We start from the raw sequence: 25,380 nt of genomic DNA, 5'->3' as shown, positions 1-25,380 counted from the left end.
CCAGATTAATGAGCCAGAACGTATACCAATTTATTGATGTGAATCGAGTTGATCCGGCAAAAAAGCCGCTCACTATTCGCAAAATCGAGTTCGTCGAAATTTACGAACCCTTTACTAAACAGCAAGCGACCGCTCAAGCGGATCGCTGCTTAGATTGCGGCAACCCTTACTGCGAATGGAAATGCCCAGTGCACAACTACATTCCGCAATGGCTAAAACTGGCCAACGAAGGGCGCATTATTGAAGCCGCTGAACTATCGCACCAAACCAACAGCTTGCCCGAAGTCTGTGGGCGAGTCTGCCCACAAGATCGCCTCTGTGAAGGCTCTTGTACCCTAAACAATGACTTTGGTGCGGTCACCATAGGTAACATCGAAAAATACATTAACGACAAAGCGTTTGAGATGGGCTGGAAACCAGACATGTCGCACGTGGAGTGGACGGATAAGAAAGTGGCGATCATTGGTGCAGGCCCAGCAGGCCTAGCCGCAGCCGATATTTTAGTGCGCAACGGAGTAAAGCCCGTGGTGTTTGATCGCTATCCTGAAATTGGTGGTTTGCTAACCTTTGGTATTCCCTCTTTCAAACTTGAAAAAGGCGTAATGGAAAACCGCCGCCGCATTTTCAGTGAGATGGGCGTCGAATTTCAGCTCAACATCGAAGTAGGTAAAGACATCACACTGCAGACGCTGCTTAATGAATATGATGCCGTTTTTCTCGGTGTCGGGACTTACCAAAACATGCGCGCAGGGCTAGAAAATGAAGAAGCAAACGGTGTTTACGATGCTCTACCCTTCTTAGTGTCAAATACTTATAAAGTGATGGGTTTGGAATCACCCCAAACATTTATTGATATGGCGGGCAAAAAAGTCGTGGTACTTGGAGGCGGAGACACTGCGATGGATTGCGTGCGTACTTCCATTCGCCAACATGCCGCCAAAGTGATTTGTGCCTACCGACGCGATGAAGAGAACATGCCGGGTTCGCGCCGAGAAGTGAAAAATGCCAAAGAAGAAGGCGTAGAATTTATGTTCAACCTGCAACCGCTCGCCATTGAGGTCAATGAACAAGGCCAAGTGAGTGGCGTTAAAGTGGTGCAAACCGCTTTAGGGGAGCCTGACGCCGCTGGGCGTCGCAAGCCCGAGCCCGTTGCGGGTAGCGAACATGTGTTGGCAGCCGATGCCGTCATTATGGCGTTTGGTTTTCAGCCACATGCCATGCCATGGCTTGAGCCATTCGGCGTTGAACTTGATCAATGGGGACGCATTAAGGCCGCGTCGCAGCAATCGTTCCAGTACCAAACCAGTAATGAAAAAATTTTTGCTGGTGGGGATGCCGTGCGCGGCTCCGATCTGGTCGTCACGGCCATTGACGAAGGGCGCAAAGCCGCAGAAGGAATACTTGACTACTTAGGCCTTTAAGCCTTAACTGCTTAATATCCTTGAAGGATTCATGGTAACGTGAATCCTTTTTTCTTAGGCCATTTTCCTTCAACCATCGACACTGCAGCTTGCTTGTATTTTGGCGATTGGTAATGAGGATTCATTTGATAAGGACTATCATGCGCGTAGTACTAAGTTTACTGATGTTTGCCACACTAACCGCTTGCAGCCAAGGAGTGACAACTATGACCGATCGCACTGCGACCCCTTGCGGAAATAAACCGAATTGCGTTTCAACTCAAGATGAGCGTAACGCGTTCTCGCTATCTCCCTTTATCCTCAAAACAGGCGTCTCTTTAGATAAAATTGAAGCGGTTGCGCTTTCTATTCCTCGCTCTAAAACGGCGGTGAAAGAGGACAATTATCTCCGCATTGAATGCACCAGTCGTATTTGGCGATTTGTGGATGATCTTGAACTTAAGATAGAGAACGGCCGTTTAATCGTACGATCTGAATCGCGCATTGGTTATTCAGATATGGGCGTCAATCGTAAGCGAGCAGAAACACTGCGAGAAAACCTCACCAAAGCAGGCTTGATTGAATAGTTGCTCAATATCGCACTGGCGGAAAGTTTCGTGCTAAACTTCGGCCAATTTAGCTATACCCAAACAACTTGGAGTTGCAGGTAGGCGGCAAGTGAGTGAGTCCCCATGAGCATAGGCAAACTATGTGATTGGGGTGAACGAACGTAGCCAACACCGCTGCGGCTTCAAGTAGGAAGGGTATATTCACCAGATATTTACTATCAACCGAATATTTACTACTAACCGAATAAGAGAAACCTCATGAAAATCGGCATTATTGGCGCGATGGAGCAAGAAGTCGCGATATTAAAAGACGCAATCGACAATGTTCAAGAAGTCAGCAAAGCGGGCTGCACCTATTTTTCAGGTCAAATCCATGGGGTGGATGTGGTGCTGCTACAATCTGGCATTGGTAAAGTCGCCGCAGCCATTGGCACCACTCTTTTACTTAATGAATACCAACCAGATGTAGTGATTAACACCGGTTCTGCAGGTGGTTTTGATTCAAGCTTAACCATGGGTGATGTAGTCATTTCAAGCGAAGTTCGTCACCATGATGCCGATGTAACAGCATTTGGCTATGAAATGGGGCAAATGGCAGGTCAACCAGCCGCTTTCAAAGCGGATGATGCATTGATCCGCGTTGCAGAACAAGCACTCACACACATCAAAGATAAGCACGCGGTACGCGGCCTGATTTGTACCGGGGATGCTTTCGTTTGTACCGCTGAGCGTCAAAGCTTTATTCGCCAACACTTCCCAACCGTGATTGCGGTTGAGATGGAAGCTTCAGCAATTGCACAAACTTGCCACCAATTCAAAGTGCCTTTTGTGGTCGTTCGCGCCATTTCAGATGTAGCCGATAAAGCGTCTCCGATGTCCTTTGATGAATTTTTACCGCTTGCCGCACAAAGCTCATCAGAAATGGTGATGAAGATGGTCGAACTGCTTAAGTAAGCAGTGACAGACTCAACATGGACGAGTTAATCACCTACTTGTATGCCAACGGTACGCTCCTCGTGATGTGGGGAGCGGTTGCCTTTCATCTTATTTTACCCATCCCGCGTAACGCTCATCCCGTCACTTTGTGGCGAAAATTTGCGGAAATATTAGCGGATAAAGTCAATACCAGTAGCAGTTATTCACAAAGCCTACTTTCCGGCACACTGGCTTGGCTATTGATGTGCCTCCCCGCATGGGTCACCTTAGTCGCGTTAAAACCTTTGGTATGGCAACCTCAACTATTTGATTTAGCGCTACTATTACTCGCATTTGATTGGCGTAGCCAAGAATTATTAGCCAATCAGCTTATCGGCGCACTCAGCAAAGAAGACAAAAAATACGCTCGCAGCGTGCTTGCCCCTTTTGTGAATCGTGAAACCGATAGCTTATCAGCGCTGGGGTTAGGTAAGGCGGGGGCTGAAACCGTCATTGTTGGCTATGGGCGCAACGTGATTGCAGTGCTATTTTGGTACGCCTGTCTTGGCGGTATTGGCGCGTTGATGTACCGTCTCATCGCTGAACTCGCCAGAGCTTGGGCGCCTTCGCGAGCGGCGTTTCATCCTTTTGGTATTCCATCGGTACGCTTGCTGGCTGTGCTTGACTTTGTGCCACTGCGCCTATTTAGCCTCTTGATTATCATTGGTCGCAACGCATCAAACACCTTCTCAGCCATGTTACAACAAAGCCGCTTATGGCCACTCCCGGGGCCTGCATGGTTGTTAACCGCCGTCGGCAATAAACTATCACTGGCCTTAGGTGGCCCAGCTATCTACGGTGATAAAAAAGCCCTGCGCGTAAAAATAGGCGGACGTATCGCCCCATCAGCCTTCCACCTTGCGCAAATCCAAAAACTGCTAGCTTGGCGTATTTTCGCGTGGATAGCATTAGAGAGCATGATACTGCTGCTCGTCCATCAAGGATTTTAGATGCGTTTACTGTTTCTCAATGTTGTCGTCACGCTGTGCGTGGCTTTTCCAGTTCAAGCGCAAGTTAAACGCATCATTAGCTTAGCGCCTCATGCCACGGAATTGGCCTTTGCGGCTGGCCTTGGTGATAAATTGGTGGCCGTCAGCGAGTACAGTGACTACCCAGCACAAGCACTCAAACTCGAAAAAGTGGCCAATTACCAAGGGTTGAATATAGAGCGCATTCTTACCCTAAAACCGGATTTAGTGATTGCTTGGCCTGCGGGCAATCCGGCGAAGGAGCTCGATAAATTAAAGCAGTTGGGGCTGAGGATTTATACGACAAAAACTCAAAAACTCGATGACATTGCCAATAATATTGAAGCACTTAGCCAATTTGCTGATGATCCAAAGATCGGCCAACAAGCGGCGCGTGATTTTCGTCAATCACTCATCACTCTGAAACAGAGTTATGGCAGCCAAAGTAAAGTTCGTTATTTCTATCAACTCAGTGAAAAACCGATCATCACACTGGCCAAAGGCAGTTGGCCCAGTGAGGTTTTTGAATTTTGTGGCGGCGAAAATATTTTTGCCAACAGCGCATCCCCCTACCCTCAAGTTGGGATTGAGCAAGTGCTGCTGGCTAAACCTGATGTAATTTTCACCTCTGAACATGCGATAAAAAATGGCACGATGTGGCAAAAGTGGCAACAGCAACTACCCGCTGTACAAAACGGGTTTGTGTGGGCACTGACCTCTGATTGGTTAAATCGACCAACGCCCAGAACACTGCAAGCGATAGAAGAAGTGTGTGAGTACTTTTCCGTCGTTCGCCAAAAACGCTAACGCTTGCGTAATAAAATCTCGTACAATTCCTGCCCGAATTTTGTTCCATTAACGACTAAAGAGAACCCAGTAACATGGACTCCATGCTGCTCTATCTTATTGACTTATTTGGTACGGCTATCTTTGCCATTTCTGGCGTATTATTAGCTGGTCGATTAAAAATGGACCCGTTTGGCGTGGTCGTGCTTGCGAGCGTTACTGCAATTGGCGGTGGAACAATTCGTGATATGGCATTGGGTGCGACGCCAGTTTTCTGGATAAAAGACACCACTTACCTTTGGGTCATTTTCATCACTTGTTTACTCACCATGCTGCTGGTTCGCAGGCCTAAACGCGTTGCTTGGTGGATCTTACCCGTTTGTGATGCAATCGGTTTAGCGGTATTTGTTGGCATTGGTGTTGAAAAGGCGATGAACTATCAAGACTCGGCCATGGTTGCGGTAATCATGGGCGTTATTACTGGCTGTGGCGGCGGTATTATTCGTGATGTACTGGCCCGTGAAATTCCAATGGTGCTGCGCAGCGAAGTCTATGCTACAGCTTGTATCATCGGCGGTCTGTTTCATACCACAGCACTAGCGATGGGCTACGATAGCTCAAGCGCCTTTCTGGCCGGAGTGGCCTCAACCTTGATCATTCGACTTGGCGCGATCCGCTGGCACTTATCACTGCCCACTTTTGCACTGAATAAATAAAGCCGATTTCATCAAAACCACAAACAGTAACATGTACAGACGCTATGGGTTATGGTCGCTTTGCGATAAGATGAGCTAATCTATTCCTCATCGTCATTAATTATGTTGCTAGAAGGTATCGAAACTTTGCTGGTACTGAGCAAAGAAAAAACCATGGGGCGTACGGGCAGCCTACTCTACATTAGCCAGTCCGCCGTTAGTAAGCGGATTGCTAATTTAGAAAAAAGAGTCGGTAAAAAGCTGATTGAGCCTGATGGCCGACAGATTAAATTAACCACAGATGCACAGGCCTTGGTTGAAACTATTGGCCCAAGCTTTAGTGAGTTATGCGGTTTAATTTTCGATCAGCAATCTTTTACGGATGCCACACTGATCAGGATAGACTGCTCAGAAACGTTAGTCGCTGGCTATATTAATACCACCATGGGGCAGTACCTCAAGCACGATAAGTTCATCACCATCACCACGAACCATACGCCGAGGATTGTTCAGCACGTTCAATCAGGCAAAGCGACATTAGGATTTTGCGCAGGCTACTTACCCGCTAATCATGGGCTAATGACGTTTCATCTGGTAGATGAACCCTTTTACATTGTCAGCCAAACACCCTTATCTTCGCTACCTAAACAGCTCGTTACCAATGATTTATCCAACCCAGCGAACGCCTATCAAGTCGATATATTGGCGAAACTCGCCATCACGCCACAGATGGAAATGGACTCGTATACGGCCGCAGCACAATTGGCATTAGGAGGCATGACGCCTGCTTTAGTACCACTTTCAGTGATTAAAGCGCTGAACATTGAACCTCGCTATTACTTTGATTTTGATGAACTACAACCTTTGGTTCGGCCTGTTCATCTCTGTCTGCGCAGCAATAGTTATCGCTCGCCAAGGGTCAAAAGATTGATAACAACCATTGCTGATGCTGTTGCCAAAGAAGTTTTATTGCCATCAACATCGACATCACAATAACTAATGGGCGGATCCATTTCTGCCCTTTAGTCACCACTATCTTTGCACCCATTCTCGCCCCTAAAAAACCACCAACGGCCATCACCAGCCCTATCTTCCAAATCGGCAAGCCAGCAATAACAAAAAAAAGCAGCGCAGCAATGTTTGAAGTGAAGTTGAGAACCTTGGTTCTTGCAGTCGCTTCAATCAACGAAAAATGACCAAATACGACAAAACAGACCGTAAAAATAGACCCGGTGCCCGGACCGAAAAAACCATCATAAAAACCGATACCAAAACCGACCGTAAAAGCAAAAGCCGTTTCAGACAATGGAGCAGGCCCATTGTGGGTTTTCGTCGCGGGTGCAAGTAGAAAATAGAGCGAAATACCGATCAGCAACAGCGGGATTAAGCTGGTCAACAAACTGGCATCCATATGCTGCACAAGTTCAGCCCCACACGCAGCGCCGATAAAAGTACAAGCTATCGCCAACTTCATCTCTTTTAGGTTCACAATGCCATTGCGTACAAAATACCAAGTGGCGGAGAAACTGCCAAATGAGCTTTGCAGCTTATTGGTAGCCAGCGCTTGAGTCGGTGGCACGCCTACTGCCAGCAAAGCCGGCAAAGTAAGCAAACCGCCACCGCCAGCCATCGCATCAATGAACCCTGCAATCCCTGCAACCAAAAACAACAGGCCTAATACTTCCAGTGAAAGTTCCATTTCTTATCAACGCATTGAACAATAAAAACCAACAATAACACCACTTAAAAGGTGAAAACAGCGAAAGCCAAGACAACAACCCATTCCCATTTTTCATCAATTAAAAAGCTATCCTCTAGGCCAAATCTCTTCTTCATTGGTAAAACGATTCAATTCGGCCGAATAAAAAAAGCCCGCTTAATTCAGCGGGCAATGAGGTTGTCATGTAGGTCTTAGACCTACTGATTTATTATTTTTTAACGCTTATGCTAAGTGTGCTTTCACTTGCGCGTGTAACTCTTGCACTGACGTAACTGATGACTTCGCATCGGCCGTATGAGACATACAGGTTGCAAAGGCAGCATTCAGTGTTGTGGTGTAGTTGACTTTTTGTGCTAATGCTCCACGACGAAGAACTTTAGAATCTTCAATCGCTTGACGCCCCTCGGCTGTATTAATGATGTAGGTGTATTCATTATTCTTAATACGGTCAAGAATATGAGGGCGACCTTCATGCACTTTATTCACCAAACGTGGGTTAATACCGGCTTCACCTAAAATTACAGCTGTACCGTGGGTAGCATCAAGCTGATAACCTAATTTCACCAGTTTCGACGCTAAATCAACCACACGCTGTTTATCACCTTCACGTACAGAGAGCAGAGCTCGGCCGCCTTCAGGATAAACATTACCGCAACCTAATTCCGCTTTTGCATAAGCTTCAGCAAACGTTGCACCCACACCCATCACTTCACCCGTTGAACGCATTTCAGGGCCAAGCAGTGGGTCAACACCAGGGAATTTATTAAATGGCAGAACCACTTCTTTCACTGAGTAGTAAGGAGGAATGATCTCTTTAGTAAAGCCTTGTGACTCTAGAGACTGCCCTGCCATCACGCGCGCGGCAATTTTGGCAAGCGGTGCGCCCGTTGCTTTTGACACAAACGGTACAGTACGAGCGGCACGAGGGTTAACTTCAATCAGGTAAACTTGATTATCTTTAACCGCAAACTGCGTGTTCATCAAACCACGAACGCCCAATTCAAACGCCAGCTTCTCAACTTGTTCACGCATCACATCTTGGATTTCTTGGCTTAACGTATAAGCCGGTAGAGAGCAAGCTGAGTCACCAGAGTGAACACCCGCTTGTTCGATGTGCTCCATGATGCCACCAATGACGACACGCTCACCATCACAAATCGCATCGATATCGACTTCAATTGCATCATCGAGGAAGCGATCAAGCAGTACTGGGGATTCGTTAGACACACTGACCGCTTCGTTAAAGTAACGACGCAGATCTTGTTCGTCATAGACGATTTCCATCGCGCGGCCACCAAGAACGTAAGACGGGCGTACCACCAGCGGGAAGCCGATGTCTTTCGATTTTTCAATCGCCTGTTCCATTGTGGTCACTGTTGCGTTTTCTGGCTGCAGCAGACCTAAACGATCAACCGCTTGTTGGAAACGCTCACGATCTTCGGCGCGGTCAATCGCATCTGGGCTAGTACCAATGATAGGCACTCCTGCAGCTTCAAGTGCACGAGCCAGTTTCAGTGGTGTTTGACCACCGTATTGCACGATGACGCCTTTAGGTTTTTCAACACGAACAATCGCCAATACATCTTCGAGTGTCACTGGTTCAAAATAGAGGCGATCGGAAGTGTCATAGTCTGTTGAAACAGTTTCAGGGTTACAGTTAACCATGATGGTTTCATAACCATCTTCGCGTAGCGCGAGTGAGGCATGAACACAACAGTAATCAAATTCGATACCTTGACCAATACGGTTTGGACCACCGCCGAGCACCATGATTTTGTCTCTATCGGTCGGTTGTGCTTCACATTCGTCATCATAAGAGGAGTACATGTAAGCCGTATCAGACGAAAACTCCGCCGCACAAGTATCGACACGCTTGTAAACCGGATGAATATTATATTGGTCACGCATACGACGAATTTCACTTTCAGCCACGCCAAGCAGTGAAGAGAGACGCGCATCCGCAAAACCTTTGCGCTTCATCTTGCGTAGAACATCCGCATTTAAGCCAGCAAAACCGCCCGCTTTGACTTCTTGTTCCATTTTGACCAGTTCTTCGATTTGTACCAAGAACCAGCGATCAACGTTAGTCAGGTTAAAGACCCCATCCACAGACAAACCAGCGCGGAAAGCATCTGCGATATACCAAATACGCTCAGCACCCGCTTCTTTCAGCTCATGGCGAATTTTAGTCAGTGCATCTGGTGCGTCTAAATCAACCATTTCGTCTAGGCCGTTTACGCCAATTTCCAGCCCACGCAGTGCTTTTTGCAGCGATTCTTGTTGGTTACGACCAATCGCCATCACTTCGCCCACCGACTTCATTTGCGTGGTTAAGCGATCGTTAGCACCGGCAAATTTTTCGAAGTTAAAGCGAGGGATTTTCGTCACAACATAATCAATAGTTGGCTCAAACGACGCTGGGGTTGCACCACCAGTAATGTCGTTCATTAACTCATCAAGTGTGAAACCTACCGCCAATTTGGCCGCAACTTTGGCAATAGGGAAACCCGTCGCTTTCGATGCAAGAGCCGAAGAGCGAGAAACACGTGGGTTCATCTCGATGATCACCATGCGGCCATCTTTCGGGTTGATACCAAACTGTACGTTCGAACCCCCCGTTTCCACACCGATTTCACGCAGTACGGCTAGCGATGCGTTACGCATGATCTGATATTCTTTGTCAGTTAGCGTTTGCGCAGGAGCTACCGTGATCGAGTCACCCGTGTGAATACCCATTGGGTCAAAGTTTTCAATCGCACAGACTATGATGCAGTTGTCCGCTTTATCGCGAACCACTTCCATTTCGTACTCTTTCCAACCGATGAGTGATTCATCAATCAACAACTCGTTGGTTGGCGAAAGATCAAGGCCACGGCGGCAGATCTCTTCAAACTCTTCTTTGTTGTAAGCGATACCGCCGCCGGTTCCACCCATGGTAAATGAAGGGCGAATAATGCAAGGGAAACCCACCATCTCTTGAACGCGGTAAGCTTCTTCCATCGTTTTTGCCGTATCAGCGCGAGGACAAGCTAAACCGATTGACTTCATCGCTTTATCAAAGCGAGAACGATCTTCCGCTTTATCAATCGCATCAGCCGTTGCGCCAATCATCTCAACGCCAAACTCAGCCAGAACACCATGCTTTTCCAGTTCAAGTGCACAGTTCAATGCAGTTTGGCCACCCATGGTCGGTAATACCGCGTCTGGGCGCTCTTTTTCGATGATTTTACGCACTACTTCCCAATGGATAGGCTCAATATAAGTCGCATCGGCCATCTCTGGGTCAGTCATGATAGTGGCAGGGTTCGAGTTAACCAAAATCACTCGGTAACCCTCTTCACGCAGGGCTTTACATGCTTGAGCGCCAGAGTAGTCAAACTCACAAGCCTGACCGATTACAATCGGGCCAGCACCTAGAATTAGAATACTTTTAATGTCAGTACGTTTTGGCATTGTCTACTACTCCGAATTACGCTGTGTGCTTTTTAATTAGTTCAATAAAATGGTCAAACAAAGGGGCGGCATCGTGCGGGCCAGGACTCGCTTCAGGGTGTCCCTGAAAGCTAAAGGCTGGCTTATCGGTGCGGTGAATTCCTTGTAGTGAACCATCAAATAGCGATTTGTGCGTTGCACGAAGCGTGATAGGCAGCGTTGCTTCATCAGCAGCAAAACCGTGGTTTTGTGCCGTAATCATCACCACATTACGATCCAAATCTTTCACTGGATGGTTCGCGCCATGGTGGCCAAATTTCATTTTTACTGTTTTTGCACCAGACGCCAATGCCAAAATTTGATGCCCTAAACAGATACCAAAAATAGGCAGTCCTTTCTCTAAGAACACTTTGGTTGCTTCAATCGCATAAGTACATGGTTCTGGGTCGCCAGGGCCATTTGATAAAAAGACAGCATCAGGTTTCAGCGCTAGAACTTCTTCAGCCGAGGTTTGTGCTGGTACCACAGTTAGGCGGCATCCTCGGTCAACCAACATACGGAGGATATTGCGCTTTGCACCGAAATCGTAGGCAACAACGTGATAGGGCAACTCGCTGTCATCTTTCGCTTCAGGAAGTCCACCTTCGAGCGTCCACGAACCTTGTTTCCATTGGTACGCTTCTTTTGTTGTAACTTCTTTCGCAAGATCCATTCCTTTTAAACCGGGGAACTCTTTGGCTTTTACCAGCGCCAATGCTTCATCTAAATGGTCACCTGCCATAATGCAGCCATTCTGAGCTCCTTTTTCACGCAAAATGCGCGTTAGCTTGCGCGTGTCGATATCGGCAATGCCCACAATATTTTGTGATTTAAGGTAGTCAGAAAGGGAAAGTTCATTACGGAAGTTAGAAGCGATAAGAGGGAGATCGCGAATCACAAGGCCTTGTGCATGGATAGAAGAGGATTCTTCGTCTTCGGAATTGGTTCCGGTATTGCCTATGTGGGGGTAAGTAAGAGTAACGATTTGTTGAGAATAGGAAGGATCAGTGAGGATTTCTTGGTACCCCGTCATCGAGGTATTAAAGACGACTTCACCAACGGATATTCCATCAGCGCCAATGGATACACCGTGGAACACCGTCCCATCTTCTAGGACTAACAGTGCTGACTTACTCAAGACAACCTCCAGAATAAAAATGCAAAAAATATAAATTAAACTGCAAATCTGCCTTCCTTAAGGCCATAGAGTCGCGCCATAGGGTGATTTAGACAAATTGGCGGTATTCTAATGACCACCATGATTACTGTCAACATTTCATAATAAATTAAGGCAACATTTAAAGCGTTAGAGATAAAAAGCGAACCTAAGACAGTAAAAAAATAGGTTTGATGAGTAAAAAAATGAGAATGGAGGAATTAGAATCAGCAAACTGAAACTCTTTGATGCATTTTAAACAATCAACGATAAACAAAATCACGCAAACGTTAATCAAGCAGAGAATAAGTGCAATTTCAGAGATCTAAAACAAAAAGAAAGCAATACCCACCTAAAACACAACAAAAGTAAGTCAGTAAAGTAAAAATAAAGAGAGATAATTAAATCGGTAAAAAGAGGTGTAACAAAGATGCGCCAGCAAACACTGACGCATAATTATGTAATCAAAGATCGTTCAAACCTAACACGTCAGTCATGCTATAAAAACCCGCAGGTTTATCAGCAAGCCAAACCGCCGCTCTCACTGCACCATTGGCAAAAGTCATACGATCCGTCGCTTTATGGGTGATTTCTACACGTTCACCGATATCAGCGAACATCGCGGTATGCTCACCCACGATATCGCCAGCACGAATCGTAGCAAAACCAATCTCATTTTTAGTACGTTCACCGGTAATACCTTCTCGCGCATAGACGGCAACGTCACTCAGTTGGTTACCCATAGCATTAGCAATCGCCTCTCCCATGCCAATTGCGGTTCCTGACGGAGCATCCACTTTATGACGATGGTGGGCTTCAATGACCTCAATATCACAGTAATCACCCATCACTTTAGCCGCTTTTTCAAGCAATTTGAAAACAAGGTTAACCCCAACGCTGTAGTTAGGAGCCATGACAATCGCAATCTGTTGTGCGGCAGCATTGATTTGTGCTCTTTCTGCTTCAGAAAAGCCCGTTGTGCCAATCACTAGCTTCTTACCGTGTTTTTTACATAACTCAATATTGGCTAAGGTGCTCACAGGAGCTGTAAAATCAATGATGACATCGAAGTTATCTACGGCATTCTCTAGGTTATCCACCAACGCGATATCAAATCGCCCTTCACCGCATAACTCACCGATATCAACACCAACCAACGAGGACTCAGGACGCTCTGAGCCCGCACCCACTCGAGCATGGTTATTTTGATAAGTGGCTTTCACCAAATTGCGGCCCATTCGACCCGCCGCTCCTGCAATCGCAATTCTCACCATTGCGTTATTCTCCATTGTGACGACATCAGCTTAAGCTTGCATCGTTTCTCTTCGTTCAAGGTGTTTCTGTAAACTATCAACATTTGCTTGTGGTGGCTAGCGACTTAGGCAAACTCTTTCATGACGCGCTCGACGATGGGCGCATTGGCTTCAGGAAATGAATAGTTTGCCAACTCAGAAACCGCTACCCATTCTCCTTGCTGCCCTTCTTTACCATACGGCTGATGATCAAATTGTGTCACGCAAATAAAATCAAAAGTTAAGGACTTGTCTGAATAGTCAAACTCAAGGTATTGGTAAGGAGATTGCTCAGTAATATGAATACCAATCTCTTCATCTAGCTCGCGGCAAATGGCTTGTTCAATCGTTTCTCCCGCTTCAACTTTGCCGCCAGGGAACTCCCAAAAACCGCCTTTGTGAAGATGATCTGGTCGTTTGGTAATGTAAATTTCTGATTTATCGCTATTGAAGATAATAGCCGCAACAATATGAACACGTTTCATAAAGACTCCGATTCGCCGACTTCCCAACCTAGAAAATAAAGATGAGAAATATTGAGTTAAAAAAAGAGTCGCCTAAGCGACTCTTGGGGTGATCATTCAAGGGATCAGTTGATCTGTCCGTGGCACTGTTTGTACTTTTTACCGCTACCACAAGGGCAAGGCTCATTACGACCAACTTTGCGCTCTTCACGAACCATAGGCTGGTGTCCTTGATCTTCAGAAGCTTCATCTGCAACCGAACTATCGGCACTTTGGTGCTGGAACTGTTGGCGACGCGCGGCTTCTTCCGCCTGCGCTTGACGCTGTGCTTCCATACGTTCAACTTCTTCTTGCTGCTGTACGCGCACCTTCGACAAGATAGTAATCACATCGGTTTTTAAAGAATTCAGTAGTTCTTCAAACAGCTCAAACGACTCACGCTTGTACTCTTGTTTTGGGTTTTTCTGCGCGTAACCACGTAGGTGGATGCCTTGGCGCAAATGATCCATCGCCGCTAGATGCTCTTTCCACAAGGTATCCAGAGTTTGTAGCATGACCGATTTTTCAAAATTACGCAGAACAGAAGCCCCAACCGCTTTCTCTTTTTCACGATACACACTAACCGCTTGTTCAAGAATACGTTCGCGCAGCGCTTCTTCGTACAATTTATCATCAGCATCTAGCCATTGCTGTAATGGCAGCTCTAAATCAAAATCGTTTTTCAAACGATCTTCCAATCCTTTAACATCCCACATATCCTCAAGTGATTGTGGCGGTATGTATTCGTCAATAACGGAAGTCAGAACATCTTGACGATTCTGCTCAATCATTTCGCTGATATCGTCTGCTTCCATGAGCTCATCACGCAGCTCATAAACTACTTTACGTTGATCGTTAGCAACATCATCGTATTCAAGAAGCTGTTTACGAATATCAAAGTTACGTCCTTCGACTTTACGTTGCGCTTTTTCAATCGAGCGAGAAAGCATCTTACTTTCGATCGCTTCACCTTCATCCATACCACTTTGGATAAGGCTTGCCATACGATCTGAGGTGAAGATACGCAGCAGTGAATCTTCCATCGATAGATAAAAACGTGAAGAACCCGCATCCCCTTGACGACCAGAACGACCACGTAACTGGTTATCGATACGACGAGATTCGTGGCGTTCAGTACCAATAATGTGCAGACCACCAGCGGCTAACACTTGGTTATGAACCTCTTTCCACTTCGCTTTGATCTCATCGATCTGCTCTTGTGTTGGATTCTCTAGCTGCTCAATTTGTGCCTGCCAGCTGCCGCCCAATACAATATCAGTACCACGACCAGCCATGTTAGTCGCAATCGTCACCGCGCCCGGAATACCCGCTTGCGCTACAATTTCGGCTTCTTTTTCATGGAATTTCGCGTTAAGCACGTTATGTTTCACTTTAGCTTGCTTCAACGCATTAGAAAGTAGTTCAGATTTCTCAATCGAAACCGTACCGACTAGGGTTGGTTGACCTTTTGCAACACGCGCTTTGATGTCTTCAATGATCGCCGCAAATTTTTCAGCTTCAGTACGATACACCACATCAGGCATATCATCACGAACCATAGGTTTATTGGTTGGGATCACCACGGTTTCCAAACCGTAAATCGATTGGAATTCGAACGCTTCGGTATCGGCAGTGCCCGTCATACCAGAAAGTTTTTCGTATAAACGGAAATAGTTTTGGAAGGTGATCGACGCAAGAGTCTGGTTCTCGTTTTGGATTTTAACACCTTCTTTCGCCTCGACAGCTTGGTGTAAACCTTCAGACCAACGACGACCTGGCATGGTGCGGCCAGTGTGCTCATCAACGATGACCACTTCGCCCTCTTCTGTCACGATGTAATCAACGTTTTTCTCAAATAACACATGCGCACGCAATGCGGCATTGACGTGGTGAAGTAAGCTAATGTTCGTGGGTGAATAAAGAGTATCGCCCTCTTCCATCAAACCATTTTTCACCATTAACTCTTCAACAAATTCTTGACCCGTTTCAGTCAAATGAACTTGTTTTGATTTTTCGTCAACCGTGTAGTGACCATCACCACGATACTCTTCAGAATCTTCTTTATCTTGCTTTTGCAGAAGTGGAATGAGGGTATTAATGCGGATGTACAACTCAGAACTATCTTCTGCAGGACCCGAGATGATCAACGGCGTTCGCGCTTCATCAATAAGAATCGAGTCCACTTCATCGACTACAGCAAAGAAACGTTCACGCTGTACACGGTCTTCTTTGCGGAAAGCCATGTTGTCACGTAAGTAATCGAAACCAAACTCGTTATTGGTCCCGTAAAGAATATCGGCTTGATAAGAAAGTTTTTTCTCTTGTGGTGGCATATTGGGTACGTTAATACCGACCGTCATGCCTAAAAACTCAAACAGTGGGCGGTTTGTTTCTGCGTCACGTTTAGCAAGATAATCGTTGACAGTAACAATGTGCACGCCTTTGCCAGGCAAGGCATTGAGATACGCAGGTAAAGTCGCGGTTAACGTTTTACCTTCACCAGTGCGCATTTCTGCGATTTGACCCGCGTTGAGAACCATACCGCCGATCAACTGTACGTCGAAGTGACGCATACCATATACGCGCTTGGACGCTTCACGCACGGTGGCAAATGCTTCAGGAAGTAATTGGTCTAAGGTTTCACCTTGCTCTAAACGTTGACGAAACTCAACCGTTTTGGCTTTTAATTCTTCATCAGTTAGTGCTTCAAAAGTAGGCTCGTAGCTGTTGATCTCTTTGACAATTTTTTTAAGGCGGCGCAGCGTTCTGTCATTGCGACTGCCAATAACCTTTGTCAGTAGCTTAGTTATCATGTGTCAGGAATCTCTCTTTATTAGATCGTTTTCGATCTACTCTTAATGCCGTCAGTCTCTACCAGTTTTGAACTAAGGATACTGAGATAAATCATGTATCACAGATATTGTGACGGTGAGGTTTATTTTCAAGGTATTAAATAATTATGTAACGCATAGTGTAAGGAATTTTTGCGGCAACAACCAATAGCAAAACTATTTGTTTGAAGCACACTTAATATTTTTACGCTTTTTGAGCACTGTTTAAGCAATAAAATAGATTTATTACTATACGCATCATAGGCACCACAATAGAATTGAATGGCAACTTAAGAGGGAGACACCATGCGCGATCACCGTCCCACGTTAACGAAAGAGCTGATCAGCGATTCATCTCTGAAGAAAATACAGCAACATGCCACCGAGATCCTCGCTTTAAATAAAGTGCTCAATAAGTTGCTTCCTAAAGGAACGGCCGATCATGTCCGAGCCGCTAATGTGCGCGGTGGTCACTTAATCGTTGAAGTGGCCAGTGCATCAATAAAAATGAAGCTTGATTATGACCGATTACACATTTTGAATCAGTTACGCAACCAAGGATTTGCCAAATTGATCAGCATTGAGCTCAAGATAAACCCAGCGCTCTATCGTAATCGTGGTATGAAAGAAGAAAAAGAAACGGTCGCTCGCCCACCACTATCTGAAAATACGGCCCAGGCATTACTGATGGTGGCGAGTAGCGCTTCCCCTAAAGTCAAAAAACGTTTGGAAAATTTGGCGAAATTGGCTAAGCCCAAATAAGCGTCATCAATGAATTAGTACAAATAAAAAGGCCAGACAGTTGTCTGGCCTTTTTATTTAAAAATTGCTATTAAGCGAGAACCATATTTGGTTCAGCAAACGCCACTGGAGAGCCAACTTCTTCTTCAAAAGTAGCCCATTCCCACGCCTCTTGGTCGGCTAAGACCGCACGCAGTAGCTGGTTATTTAAACCATGGCCTGATTTATAAGCACGGAACTCACCCACAATGGAATGACCACACATGTACAAGTCACCAATGGCATCCAATACTTTATGAGTGACAAACTCATTGGCAAAACGCAAACCTTCTTCATTAAGAATACGGTATTCATCTAATACGATGGCGCAATCAAAGCTACCACCTAAACAGAGGTTTTGCGATTGTAGGTACTCAATGTCACGCATGAAACCAAAAGTACGAGCTCTTGAAATTTCTTTGACGAAACCTTGTGAGGAAAAATCAAACACCATGCGTTGTTCATCAGAATCGATAGCAGGATGTTGAAAGTCAATCTCAAAATCCATACGAAAACCGTTATGGGGTACAAGTTCCGCCCACTTATCACCATCTTCAAATCGAACTGGTTTCTTAATTCGAATAAAACGTTTTGGTGTATTCAGCGTTTGAATGCCTGCTTGTTGTAGCAAGTAAACAAATGGGCTAGCACTACCATCCATAATAGGAATTTCAGGTGCGTCAACTTCGATGATAACGTTGTCGATTCCCATGCCCGCTAATGCTGCATTTAAGTGCTCAACAGTAGAGATACGAATACCTTCATCGTTGACCAAAGCAGTACATAGCATGGTATCGCGAACAGATTCAGGGTCCGCAGGGAAGTCTACTGGAGGATTGACATCAGTACGGCGGTAAATGATCCCAGTGTTTGCAGCAGCAGGGCGAAGCGTTAATGTGACTTTACGACCAGAGTGTAAGCCCACCCCAGTTGTTTTCACTATTTCTTTCAGAGTTCGTTGTCTGATCATCTACTTGCCTCTATGTCAGTGCGACAAAACACGGTCGGTAAAGCACCGACCGCGAATGCTACCATAATTTTGAACAGTGTCAAATTATGTCTAATTGTTAATCAGCCTGACGACGTAAAAATGCTGGGATATCAAGATATCCATTTTCCTTATCTGCTTTCGGTGCCGTATTTTGGCTTGCACCGGAAGAAGATGAAACAGTTGACGACGATGCTGATTGCGGTTTCACTTCTGCTCTTTCTTGCAAAGGCTGTGCCGTTTTTTCTTCGATTTTCGCTGCTTGCTGAACCATTTGTGGTTGAACTGCTGGTGCGACTTTGGCTTTACCGCCTGCAACTAAAGTAATGTCTGGCTTTTTCTCATTGCCAATACCCGTTGCAACAACAGTCACGCGAATTTCGTCTGCCATATCAGGATCTAACGAAGTACCGATGACAACTGTCGCATTGTCAGAAGCAAACGCCTTAACAGTATTACCGACGGTTTCGAATTCGTCTAGTCGCATATCCAAACCAGCAGTAATATTGACCAACACGCCACGAGCGCCTGCAAGATCAATATCTTCCAAAAGAGGGCTAGAAATTGCCATCTCTGCCGCTTCTTCAGCACGATCTTCGCCGCGAGCCACTCCACTACCCATCATCGCGTGGCCCATTTCTGACATCACAGTACGTACGTCAGCAAAGTCCACGTTAATCATGCCTGGGCGTGTAATTAGCTCTGCAATACCTTGCACTGCATTTTTAAGTACATCATTCGCACTCGCAAATGCTTCAAGTAAGGTAATACCACGACCTAACACTTTCAGTAGTTTTTCATTAGGGATGGTAATCAAAGAGTCAACGTGTTTTGACAACTCTTCAATACCTTGCTCAGCAAATGCCAAACGTTTTTTTCCTTCAAAACTGAAAGGTTTCGTGACAACCGCTACGGTTAAGATACCCAGTTCTTTGGCAACTTCTGCAATAACAGGAGCAGCACCTGTACCTGTACCACCGCCCATACCAGCTGCGATAAACACCATATCGGCACCCATCAGAACTTCTTTAATTCTTTCTCTGTCTTCTAGAGCTGCATCACGTCCAACTTGCGGGTTTGCACCAGCACCCAAACCTTTAGTGATATCACCACCAATTTGAATGACGCTACTTACGCTTGTTTTACGAAGTGCTTGCGCATCGGTATTGACACTGATGAATTCCACGCCTTCGATGGACTCACGCACCATGTGTTCAACAGCGTTACCGCCACCACCACCAACTCCAACGACTTTAATTACAGCATCGTCAGACATTTCCATCATCGGTTCAAACATGTGTTATCTCCGTTTTCCCTGCAACTCAGGTTAAAACTCTTTTTGTATCCAGTTACGCAAACGACCAATTAAGCTCGACATGGATTGGCGTTTCGGTTCGCTGTATTCCGTGTCGTCATTAATTTGGCTCTCTTTCGCATAATGAAGTAAACCAACCGCCGTAGAATGATACGGCTCTTTTACGTAATCTGTAAGGCCACTCACCTCTAAAGGCTTGCCTACGCGAACTTGATTGCGGAAAACGCGTTCCGCACACTCAACCAAACCTTCAATTTGCGCAGCGCCGCCAGTTAAAACAACACCAGCAGCTAAATGGTGTTTAATACCATTTTTGCGCAATTTGTCTTGGACAGTATCTATAGTTTGGTTAACTAATCCCATTAATTCAGTGTAGCGAGGTTCAATCACTTCCGACAAGGTTTGTCTTTGCAAACTTCGCGAAGGTCTTCCTCCTACACTTGGGACGTTAACGGTATCATCCTTGCTTACCAATTCACTCAGCGCACAGCCATATTTCACTTTAATCTCTTCAGCATCACTGACTGGTGTGCCAAATGCAAAAGCAATATCACTGGTTACTGCGTTTCCTGCATAAGAAAACACTTCAGTATGTCGTAACGCACCACCGGTCCAGATAGCAACATCCATAGTGCCTGCGCCTATATCAATCACGCACACACCTAACTCTCGCTCATCTTCCGTAATAACTGCATTACTTGCCGCTAAACCAGAGTAAACCAGTTGTTCAACTTTTAAACCACAGCGTTCTACCGCTTTGATAATATTTCTCGCCATATCATTATGACAAGAAATAAGATGCACGCTCACTTCCATGCGCACACCTGATAAACCAAGCGGGTTTTTAATTCCCTCTTGGTAATCAATCGTAAATTCTTGAGGAATGACGTGCAATATTCTTTGCTCTTCCCCAATTTTTATTGATTTGGCGGTATGAATCGCTCGATCCATATCTTCTTGAGAAACTTCTTCATCCGAAATAGTTCCCATGCCTTTTTCAATACGGCTCGCAATATGTCGCCCAGATAGAGAGAGAAACACATTACTAATTTGGCATTCCGCCATTAATTCTGCTTGGTCAACCGCTCTTTGGACAGACTTAACGACCGATTCAAGATCGTTAACTCCCCCTTTATCCATCCCACGGGATGGGCTCGTACCAGCGCCAATAATATTAATTTGACCGTCAGGCAGTATTTCACCGACTAAAGCTGACACGGTGGCTGTGCCTATATCAAGACCAACAATAATGTTGTCATCAGCGGTCTTAGTCATTTTTACTCTCTTGTGCTTCTTGTTCAGGGAACCAACCTACTGCGGCTCCTGTATCATATCTAAGATCGATATAGCTAACTTGTTCAGCTTTATTACCTAAATTCTTATACAGCGAAATAAAACGTGCAACTCGCTCATCTAGTGATTCTTTACCTAACTCTAAGCGGATGCCATTATCTAAAATTATTTGCCACGCTCGACGATCGTTGAGTAACAGTGACGATATATTTAAGTTTAATGATTGAAACTTAGGGTTCGTTTTATTCCAAACATCCAGTACTTCGTGACTGGTCCCTTGCGGGCCATAAAGTTTCACTCTATCGCCGTTCAATTGACCAATATCACCATTAAATACCGTGCCATATCCGTCTAACAAAGCGTTGCCATTCCAAATCGCTACCGCTCTATACTCTGTCAGAAACACTTTTATTGTGTCAGGCCATTGTTTACGAATCGATGCATGGGCCACCCACGGGATGACCTGTACACTCGATTGAAGTACGTTAATATCTTGCGACATGAAAGTACCGATATGATCCAACTGAGCAAAAGCGCGCTGCACATCTAGCGAAGATACGTATTGCAAGTCACCTTGTAGAACAATTTTTGAAAGCGGTAGCCTCTGTTCGTCCCACATCCAACTAAGTGTTGAATAAATGAGTGAACTTATCAGCAACAACACCACAAATAAAAAAATAGCGCCAGCGGCGTGATCTTTTATGAGTGGCGAACGGGACACAGCTCGGCTTTCATCGAACACATTCATTAACAAAGCCTGATGTTCCTGTTTCTAAATCGCAATCGCATGCCCTATTTGGTTCACAATAGAGGTAAAAGCACTGACTTTAACCTCCGGATTATACTGAGGTCGCTGAAAGTATCAAACATTGAAAGTAATAAATCTGGACTGGATACCATGTTATTCAATATTGATACACAAATAAGCCATTTAAATTAAACCTGTTGCATTTTACTGATATTCAGTTCGAGCCCCGCTAAATGTTTCGCTACCTTGCCGATATCCCCAGCACCTTGCGTCAGCACGAGGTCACCATCTTGTAATACATTAGCCAGAATCGAAGGCAGTATGGTGCTGTCGGGAACAAAAATAGGATCAATTTTACCGCGACTGCGTATCGTTCGGCACAACGATCGACCATCGGCTCCCGCAATCGGCTTTTCTCCTGCGGCATAGACATCGAGCATGATCAGAACATCGACTTGCTCCAGTACATTGGCAAAATCATCATACAGATCGCGAGTTCGACTGTAGCGATGAGGTTGGAAAATCATCACTAGCCGTTTTTCTTGCCAACCACTACGCGCCGCCTTAATAGTCACGCCCACCTCGGTCGGATGATGACCATAATCATCAACGAGCATCGCAACCCCATTGCCTGTATCAAACTCGCCCAGATGATCAAAACGACGTCCCGTACCTTGGGTGCTAGCCATCGCTTTTAAAATCGCTTCATCGCTGATGTCGTCTTCCGTTGCCACTGCAATAGCCGCGGAGGCATTAAGCGCATTATGACGACCTGGAATATTAAGCGTGATATCCAGATTGGCTCGTCCCTGTCTGACGACCGTAAACTGGCCTTGTTGCCCCTGCTGATGGTAATTCTCAATCCTGACATCTGCATCATCGGCAAAACCGTAGGTGATCACTTGACGGCTGATACGTGGAATGATTTCACGCACAACAGGATCATCAATACATAATATCGCCTGACCATAAAATGGCAGGTTGTGTAGGAAATCGATGAAGGTCTGTTTGAGCGTTTCAAAATCACCGCCATACGTATCCATGTGATCAGCTTCGATGTTGGTCACGATACTAACCATAGGCTGAAGATGAAGGAATGAAGCATCACTTTCGTCAGCTTCAGCAATCAAAATCCGACTTGAACCCAAACGTGCATTGGTGCCAGCGCTTTTGACTAACCCGCCATTAACAAACGTAGGATCTAAACCAGCCTCAGAATAAATTTGCGTAACCAATGCCGTAGTCGTTGTTTTACCATGCGTACCAGCCACCGCAATGCCATGACGAAAACGCATTAATTCCGCCAACATTTCTGCACGACGAACAATAGGAATGCGTCGCTCACGCGCCGCTTTCAGTTCAGGATTTAGCTCATCGATTGCAGTAGAGACTACCACCACGCTGGCGAGTTCAATATTAGTGGCTTGATGACCGATATAAATGATAGCCCCTTTACTTGCCAATCTTTCAGTCACAGGGTTGGAAGCGAGATCAGAGCCAGTAATTTGGTAGCCTTCATTGAGCAATACTTCTGCAATTCCGCTCATTCCCGCCCCACCAATACCGACAAAGTGAATACACTTGACGCGGCGCATCTCTGGCACCATGGCACGGATTTGAGCTAAATCTTGAGTATGTTTAATGGTCATGAAAAATTTCTCGTTATTGGGTAAGTGCGATGATAGCGTCGGCAACGACTTTATCAGCATCCAGTTGTGCGGCTGCACGCGCTTGTTGCGCCATCAACAGCAGATCATGACGCTCAAGAGAAGCAATCTCTTGCGCTAGTTTTTCTACTGTGAGCTGCGGCTGTTCAATCATTTTGGCCGCACCACAAGCGACTAAGTGATCCGCGTTAAGCGCTTGCTGTCGGTCTTTATGCATAAAAGGGATAAATATAGCGCCAACACCGGCCGCTGCCACTTCGGAAACCGTTAATGCTCCCGAACGGCACACCAGTAAATCAGCCCATGCATAAGCGCCAGCCACATCCTCAATGAACTCGGTAACGTGTGCATTTTTGATCTGAAGCGCGCGATAAGCTTGCTCAACCGACTGCTGATTATTCTTGCCTGCTTGATGGCAAACTTGGTAATTATCGCCAAGCATAGCTAGTACGTCAGGCAAAGTTCGGTTGAGAATCTGCGCACCTTGGCTGCCGCCCATCACGAGAATGCGGATCGGTTCATTTCGCTCAGCAAAGCGTACTTGCGGTGCGGGTAATGTAGCGACATCTTGACGTACAGGGTTACCTACGACTTGCGCCTCAGTAAAGGCACCGGGGAAGGCTTGAAATACGCGTTTGGCAATTTTCGAAAGCCAACGGTTGGTTAACCCTGCTACGGCATTTTGCTCGTGAAGCACAACGGGAATTCCCATAGACCACGCTGCCACGCCACCGGGGCCACTGACGTATCCGCCCATGCCGAGCACCGCATCAGGTTGCCACTGCTTCAAATAACGACGCGCTTGAAAAATCGCGTTCACAATTTGAAAAGGCGCTTTCAGCAAACGCCCTATGCCTTGGCCACGTAAACCTTTGACCTGAATAAAGTCGATCTCAATACCATGTTTAGGCACTAATTCTGCTTCCATCCGATCCGCAGTCCCTAGCCAGCGGATCTGCCAACCTTGTTGTTGGAGCTGTTTAGCCACAGCGAGACCGGGAAAAACATGTCCCCCCGTGCCACCAGCCATAACCATTAAACGTTTATTGTTTATCATTGGATTCTTTTTCTATAGACACTCGATTGCGATCTTTGAGTCGACATTCATGATCAATTCTCAATAAGATCGACACCGCAACCGACATAATAATTAAGCTTGAACCGCCGTAACTGATCAAGGGCAGCGTTAGGCCCTTAGTCGGCACCATACCAGCTGCAGCACCCACATTGACGAGTGTTTGGAATGCAAACCAAATTCCAATACCAAAGGCCAAATAGCCACCAAATTGCTGATCATGCTCAAAGGCTTTTTTACCGATAAACACCGCTTTAAGCACTAGACTAAAAATCAGCAGTAGAACCAGTACAACGCCAACAAAACCGAGCTCTTCAGCCAGCACTGCAAATACAAAATCAGTGTGCGCTTCAGGTAAGTACTCTAGCTTTTGAATCGAGTTACCAAGCCCTTGACCAAACCACTCTCCACGACCAAAGGCCATCAAAGATTGAGTCAATTGATAACCGCTGCCAAACGGGTCTTCCCACGGATCAAGAAATGAAGTTACACGGCGAATACGGTAAGGCTCTGCCGCAATCAGTGCGATTACCGCAACAATTCCAGCCACCATGAGCGCAATAAATTGTGACAGTTTGGCCCCAGCAATAAACAGCATACCAAACAGAGTCACCAGCATCACAACCACGGTTCCCAAATCTGGCTGACCAAGTAGCAAGATAGCCAAGGTTCCAAACACCATAATCGGTTTCATGAAACCACCAAAAAAGGTTTGCCTCACTTCATCTTGTTTACGAACTAAGTAACCAGCCATGAAAATAAACAGTGACAGTTTCGCGACCTCAGCAGGTTGCAGGTTAAATAACCCCAACGGGATCCAACGCGAGGCACCATTGACCGATTTGCCCGCGAGCAAAACCACAATCAGCAGCATAAAAGAGACGCCAAGTAGCACCGAGCTGTATTGCATCCAACGTTTCATTGGCACTTGCAACACCACACTCGATGTTACGATGGCCAGCATCAAGAAAATGGCGTGACGAAACATAAAGTGAAACGGTTGATCCGTTAAACGCGAACTGATAGGAAACGAAGCCGATGTCACCATCACAAGCCCAGTCAGCATCAAACCTAAAGCAATCCATACCAATTGACGATCAAACAAGGCTTCAGGCGCTTGGCTCTGAAACCATTGACGAGTCATTTTG

At 45.9% G+C, this 25,380-nt stretch carries 21 protein-coding genes; 8 read left to right on the top strand and 13 right to left on the bottom strand.

Translation table 11 applies throughout. From position 1 onward, the window contains the following. Positions 1-8 precede the first annotated feature (8 nt). The 7 genes from DD616_RS07710 to DD616_RS07680 all read left to right on the top strand — a co-directional run bounded on the left by DD616_RS07710 (position 9) and on the right by DD616_RS07680 (position 6,389). Positions 9-1,421 (top strand): glutamate synthase small subunit GltD family protein, encoded by a 1,413-nt coding sequence (locus tag DD616_RS07710; RefSeq protein WP_208872145.1) that lies wholly within the window; start codon positions 9-11, stop codon positions 1,419-1,421. Between the two features lie 140 nt (positions 1,422-1,561). Further along, a complete protein-coding gene (locus DD616_RS07705) occupies positions 1,562-1,987 on the top strand; it encodes a DUF1499 domain-containing protein (protein ID WP_081244961.1) in 426 nt (141 codons plus the stop codon). Positions 1,988-2,227: 240 nt separating this feature from the next. After that, positions 2,228-2,923 (top strand): 5'-methylthioadenosine/S-adenosylhomocysteine nucleosidase, encoded by a 696-nt coding sequence (mtnN, locus tag DD616_RS07700; RefSeq protein ID WP_208872144.1) that lies wholly within the window; start codon positions 2,228-2,230, stop codon positions 2,921-2,923. Positions 2,924-2,940: 17 nt separating this feature from the next. After that, complete coding sequence (locus DD616_RS07695) at positions 2,941-3,894, top strand: cobalamin biosynthesis family protein (RefSeq protein ID WP_208872143.1); 954 nt, start codon at positions 2,941-2,943, stop codon at positions 3,892-3,894. Then, a complete protein-coding gene (gene btuF / locus DD616_RS07690; protein ID WP_208872142.1) occupies positions 3,895-4,719 on the top strand; it encodes a vitamin B12 ABC transporter substrate-binding protein BtuF in 825 nt (274 codons plus the stop codon). A 74-nt stretch (positions 4,720-4,793) separates the two neighbouring features. Further along, positions 4,794-5,414 carry a TRIC cation channel family protein gene (locus DD616_RS07685; protein ID WP_013856095.1) on the top strand — a complete coding sequence of 207 codons (621 nt, stop codon included), beginning with the start codon at positions 4,794-4,796 and terminating at the stop codon, positions 5,412-5,414. 102 nt (positions 5,415-5,516) lie between these two features. After that, positions 5,517-6,389 (top strand): LysR family transcriptional regulator, encoded by an 873-nt coding sequence (locus tag DD616_RS07680; RefSeq protein WP_017047463.1) that lies wholly within the window; start codon positions 5,517-5,519, stop codon positions 6,387-6,389. Here the strand turns inward: DD616_RS07680 and DD616_RS07675 are convergent. The 6 genes from DD616_RS07675 to secA form a co-directional block, all read right to left on the bottom strand. Beyond that, positions 6,313-7,092 (bottom strand): TSUP family transporter, encoded by a 780-nt coding sequence (locus DD616_RS07675; protein WP_208872141.1) that lies wholly within the window; start codon positions 7,090-7,092, stop codon positions 6,313-6,315. The genes DD616_RS07680 and DD616_RS07675 overlap by 77 nt on opposite strands. 243 nt (positions 7,093-7,335) lie before the next feature. After that, a complete protein-coding gene (gene carB, locus DD616_RS07670) occupies positions 7,336-10,566 on the bottom strand; it encodes a carbamoyl-phosphate synthase large subunit (RefSeq protein WP_017046523.1) in 3,231 nt (1,076 codons plus the stop codon). A gap of 16 nt (positions 10,567-10,582) precedes the next feature. Next, positions 10,583-11,722, bottom strand: a complete 1,140-nt coding sequence (carA, locus tag DD616_RS07665; RefSeq protein WP_208872140.1) for a glutamine-hydrolyzing carbamoyl-phosphate synthase small subunit — start codon at positions 11,720-11,722, stop codon at positions 10,583-10,585. A 482-nt stretch (positions 11,723-12,204) separates the two neighbouring features. Next, a complete protein-coding gene (gene dapB / locus DD616_RS07660) occupies positions 12,205-13,014 on the bottom strand; it encodes a 4-hydroxy-tetrahydrodipicolinate reductase (RefSeq protein ID WP_094129862.1) in 810 nt (269 codons plus the stop codon). A 104-nt stretch (positions 13,015-13,118) separates the two neighbouring features. Further along, positions 13,119-13,517 carry an 8-oxo-dGTP diphosphatase MutT gene (gene mutT / locus DD616_RS07655; RefSeq protein WP_081244967.1) on the bottom strand — a complete coding sequence of 133 codons (399 nt, stop codon included), beginning with the start codon at positions 13,515-13,517 and terminating at the stop codon, positions 13,119-13,121. Between the two features lie 104 nt (positions 13,518-13,621). Continuing rightward, the gene (secA, locus tag DD616_RS07650; RefSeq protein WP_013856087.1) at positions 13,622-16,348 is read right to left on the bottom strand and encodes a preprotein translocase subunit SecA; all 2,727 of its coding nucleotides are present in this window, start codon (positions 16,346-16,348) and stop codon (positions 13,622-13,624) included. A 324-nt stretch (positions 16,349-16,672) separates the two neighbouring features. Here secA and DD616_RS07645 point away from each other — a divergent pair, with 324 nt between their 5' ends. Continuing rightward, positions 16,673-17,128, top strand: a complete 456-nt coding sequence (locus DD616_RS07645; protein ID WP_208872139.1) for a DUF721 domain-containing protein — start codon at positions 16,673-16,675, stop codon at positions 17,126-17,128. Positions 17,129-17,198: 70 nt separating this feature from the next. On the opposite strand, the gene lpxC is transcribed toward DD616_RS07645, so the two are convergent. The 7 genes from lpxC to ftsW all read right to left on the bottom strand — a co-directional run bounded on the left by lpxC (position 17,199) and on the right by ftsW (position 25,376). Next, positions 17,199-18,116 (bottom strand): UDP-3-O-acyl-N-acetylglucosamine deacetylase, encoded by a 918-nt coding sequence (gene lpxC / locus DD616_RS07640; protein ID WP_010317993.1) that lies wholly within the window; start codon positions 18,114-18,116, stop codon positions 17,199-17,201. 97 nt (positions 18,117-18,213) lie between these two features. Next, complete coding sequence (ftsZ, locus tag DD616_RS07635) at positions 18,214-19,431, bottom strand: cell division protein FtsZ (protein ID WP_017042647.1); 1,218 nt, start codon at positions 19,429-19,431, stop codon at positions 18,214-18,216. A gap of 30 nt (positions 19,432-19,461) precedes the next feature. Next, on the bottom strand, positions 19,462-20,724 hold the full coding sequence (ftsA, locus tag DD616_RS07630) for a cell division protein FtsA (protein ID WP_010317995.1): 1,263 nt from the start codon (positions 20,722-20,724) through the stop codon (positions 19,462-19,464). Beyond that, positions 20,717-21,490 (bottom strand): cell division protein FtsQ/DivIB, encoded by a 774-nt coding sequence (locus tag DD616_RS07625; RefSeq protein WP_088718004.1) that lies wholly within the window; start codon positions 21,488-21,490, stop codon positions 20,717-20,719. The genes ftsA and DD616_RS07625 overlap by 8 nt, the downstream gene beginning before the upstream one ends. A 188-nt stretch (positions 21,491-21,678) precedes the next feature. Beyond that, positions 21,679-23,139, bottom strand: coding sequence for a UDP-N-acetylmuramate--L-alanine ligase (gene murC / locus DD616_RS07620; protein WP_013856083.1), 1,461 nt, complete (start codon positions 23,137-23,139; stop codon positions 21,679-21,681). Positions 23,140-23,152: 13 nt separating this feature from the next. After that, positions 23,153-24,214: an undecaprenyldiphospho-muramoylpentapeptide beta-N-acetylglucosaminyltransferase gene (gene murG, locus DD616_RS07615; protein ID WP_017046515.1), complete on the bottom strand. Its 1,062-nt coding sequence runs from the start codon at positions 24,212-24,214 to the stop codon at positions 23,153-23,155. Continuing rightward, positions 24,201-25,376: a cell division protein FtsW gene (ftsW, locus tag DD616_RS07610; RefSeq protein ID WP_038148764.1), complete on the bottom strand. Its 1,176-nt coding sequence runs from the start codon at positions 25,374-25,376 to the stop codon at positions 24,201-24,203. The genes murG and ftsW overlap by 14 nt, the downstream gene beginning before the upstream one ends. Between the last annotated feature and the right edge of the window lie 4 nt (positions 25,377-25,380).

The sequence above is a fragment of the Vibrio anguillarum genome, from assembly GCF_003390515.1.
GTDB lineage: Bacteria > Pseudomonadota > Gammaproteobacteria > Enterobacterales > Vibrionaceae > Vibrio > Vibrio anguillarum.
This window is presented reverse-complemented; position numbering and strand designations above follow the sequence as displayed.

What these genes read in the sequence shown, in the direction of transcription:
- secA (WP_013856087.1), bottom strand. Translation starts at nt 16,348, where the DNA reads ATGATAACTAAGCTACTGACAAAGGTTATTGGCAGTCGCAATGACAGA.
- lpxC (WP_010317993.1), bottom strand. Translation starts at nt 18,116, where the DNA reads ATGATCAGACAACGAACTCTGAAAGAAATAGTGAAAACAACTGGGGTG.
- murG (WP_017046515.1), bottom strand. Translation starts at nt 24,214, where the DNA reads ATGATAAACAATAAACGTTTAATGGTTATGGCTGGTGGCACGGGGGGA.
- DD616_RS07710 (WP_208872145.1), top strand. Translation starts at nt 9, where the DNA reads ATGAGCCAGAACGTATACCAATTTATTGATGTGAATCGAGTTGATCCG.
- dapB (WP_094129862.1), bottom strand. Translation starts at nt 13,014, where the DNA reads ATGGTGAGAATTGCGATTGCAGGAGCGGCGGGTCGAATGGGCCGCAAT.
- mutT (WP_081244967.1), bottom strand. Translation starts at nt 13,517, where the DNA reads ATGAAACGTGTTCATATTGTTGCGGCTATTATCTTCAATAGCGATAAA.
- btuF (WP_208872142.1), top strand. Translation starts at nt 3,895, where the DNA reads ATGCGTTTACTGTTTCTCAATGTTGTCGTCACGCTGTGCGTGGCTTTT.
- ftsW (WP_038148764.1), bottom strand. Translation starts at nt 25,376, where the DNA reads ATGACTCGTCAATGGTTTCAGAGCCAAGCGCCTGAAGCCTTGTTTGAT.
- DD616_RS07675 (WP_208872141.1), bottom strand. Translation starts at nt 7,092, where the DNA reads ATGGAACTTTCACTGGAAGTATTAGGCCTGTTGTTTTTGGTTGCAGGG.
- DD616_RS07625 (WP_088718004.1), bottom strand. Translation starts at nt 21,490, where the DNA reads ATGAATGTGTTCGATGAAAGCCGAGCTGTGTCCCGTTCGCCACTCATA.
- DD616_RS07680 (WP_017047463.1), top strand. Translation starts at nt 5,517, where the DNA reads ATGTTGCTAGAAGGTATCGAAACTTTGCTGGTACTGAGCAAAGAAAAA.
- DD616_RS07695 (WP_208872143.1), top strand. Translation starts at nt 2,941, where the DNA reads ATGGACGAGTTAATCACCTACTTGTATGCCAACGGTACGCTCCTCGTG.
- ftsA (WP_010317995.1), bottom strand. Translation starts at nt 20,724, where the DNA reads ATGACTAAGACCGCTGATGACAACATTATTGTTGGTCTTGATATAGGC.
- carB (WP_017046523.1), bottom strand. Translation starts at nt 10,566, where the DNA reads ATGCCAAAACGTACTGACATTAAAAGTATTCTAATTCTAGGTGCTGGC.
- DD616_RS07645 (WP_208872139.1), top strand. Translation starts at nt 16,673, where the DNA reads ATGCGCGATCACCGTCCCACGTTAACGAAAGAGCTGATCAGCGATTCA.
- DD616_RS07705 (WP_081244961.1), top strand. Translation starts at nt 1,562, where the DNA reads ATGCGCGTAGTACTAAGTTTACTGATGTTTGCCACACTAACCGCTTGC.
- murC (WP_013856083.1), bottom strand. Translation starts at nt 23,139, where the DNA reads ATGACCATTAAACATACTCAAGATTTAGCTCAAATCCGTGCCATGGTG.
- mtnN (WP_208872144.1), top strand. Translation starts at nt 2,228, where the DNA reads ATGAAAATCGGCATTATTGGCGCGATGGAGCAAGAAGTCGCGATATTA.
- ftsZ (WP_017042647.1), bottom strand. Translation starts at nt 19,431, where the DNA reads ATGTTTGAACCGATGATGGAAATGTCTGACGATGCTGTAATTAAAGTC.
- DD616_RS07685 (WP_013856095.1), top strand. Translation starts at nt 4,794, where the DNA reads ATGGACTCCATGCTGCTCTATCTTATTGACTTATTTGGTACGGCTATC.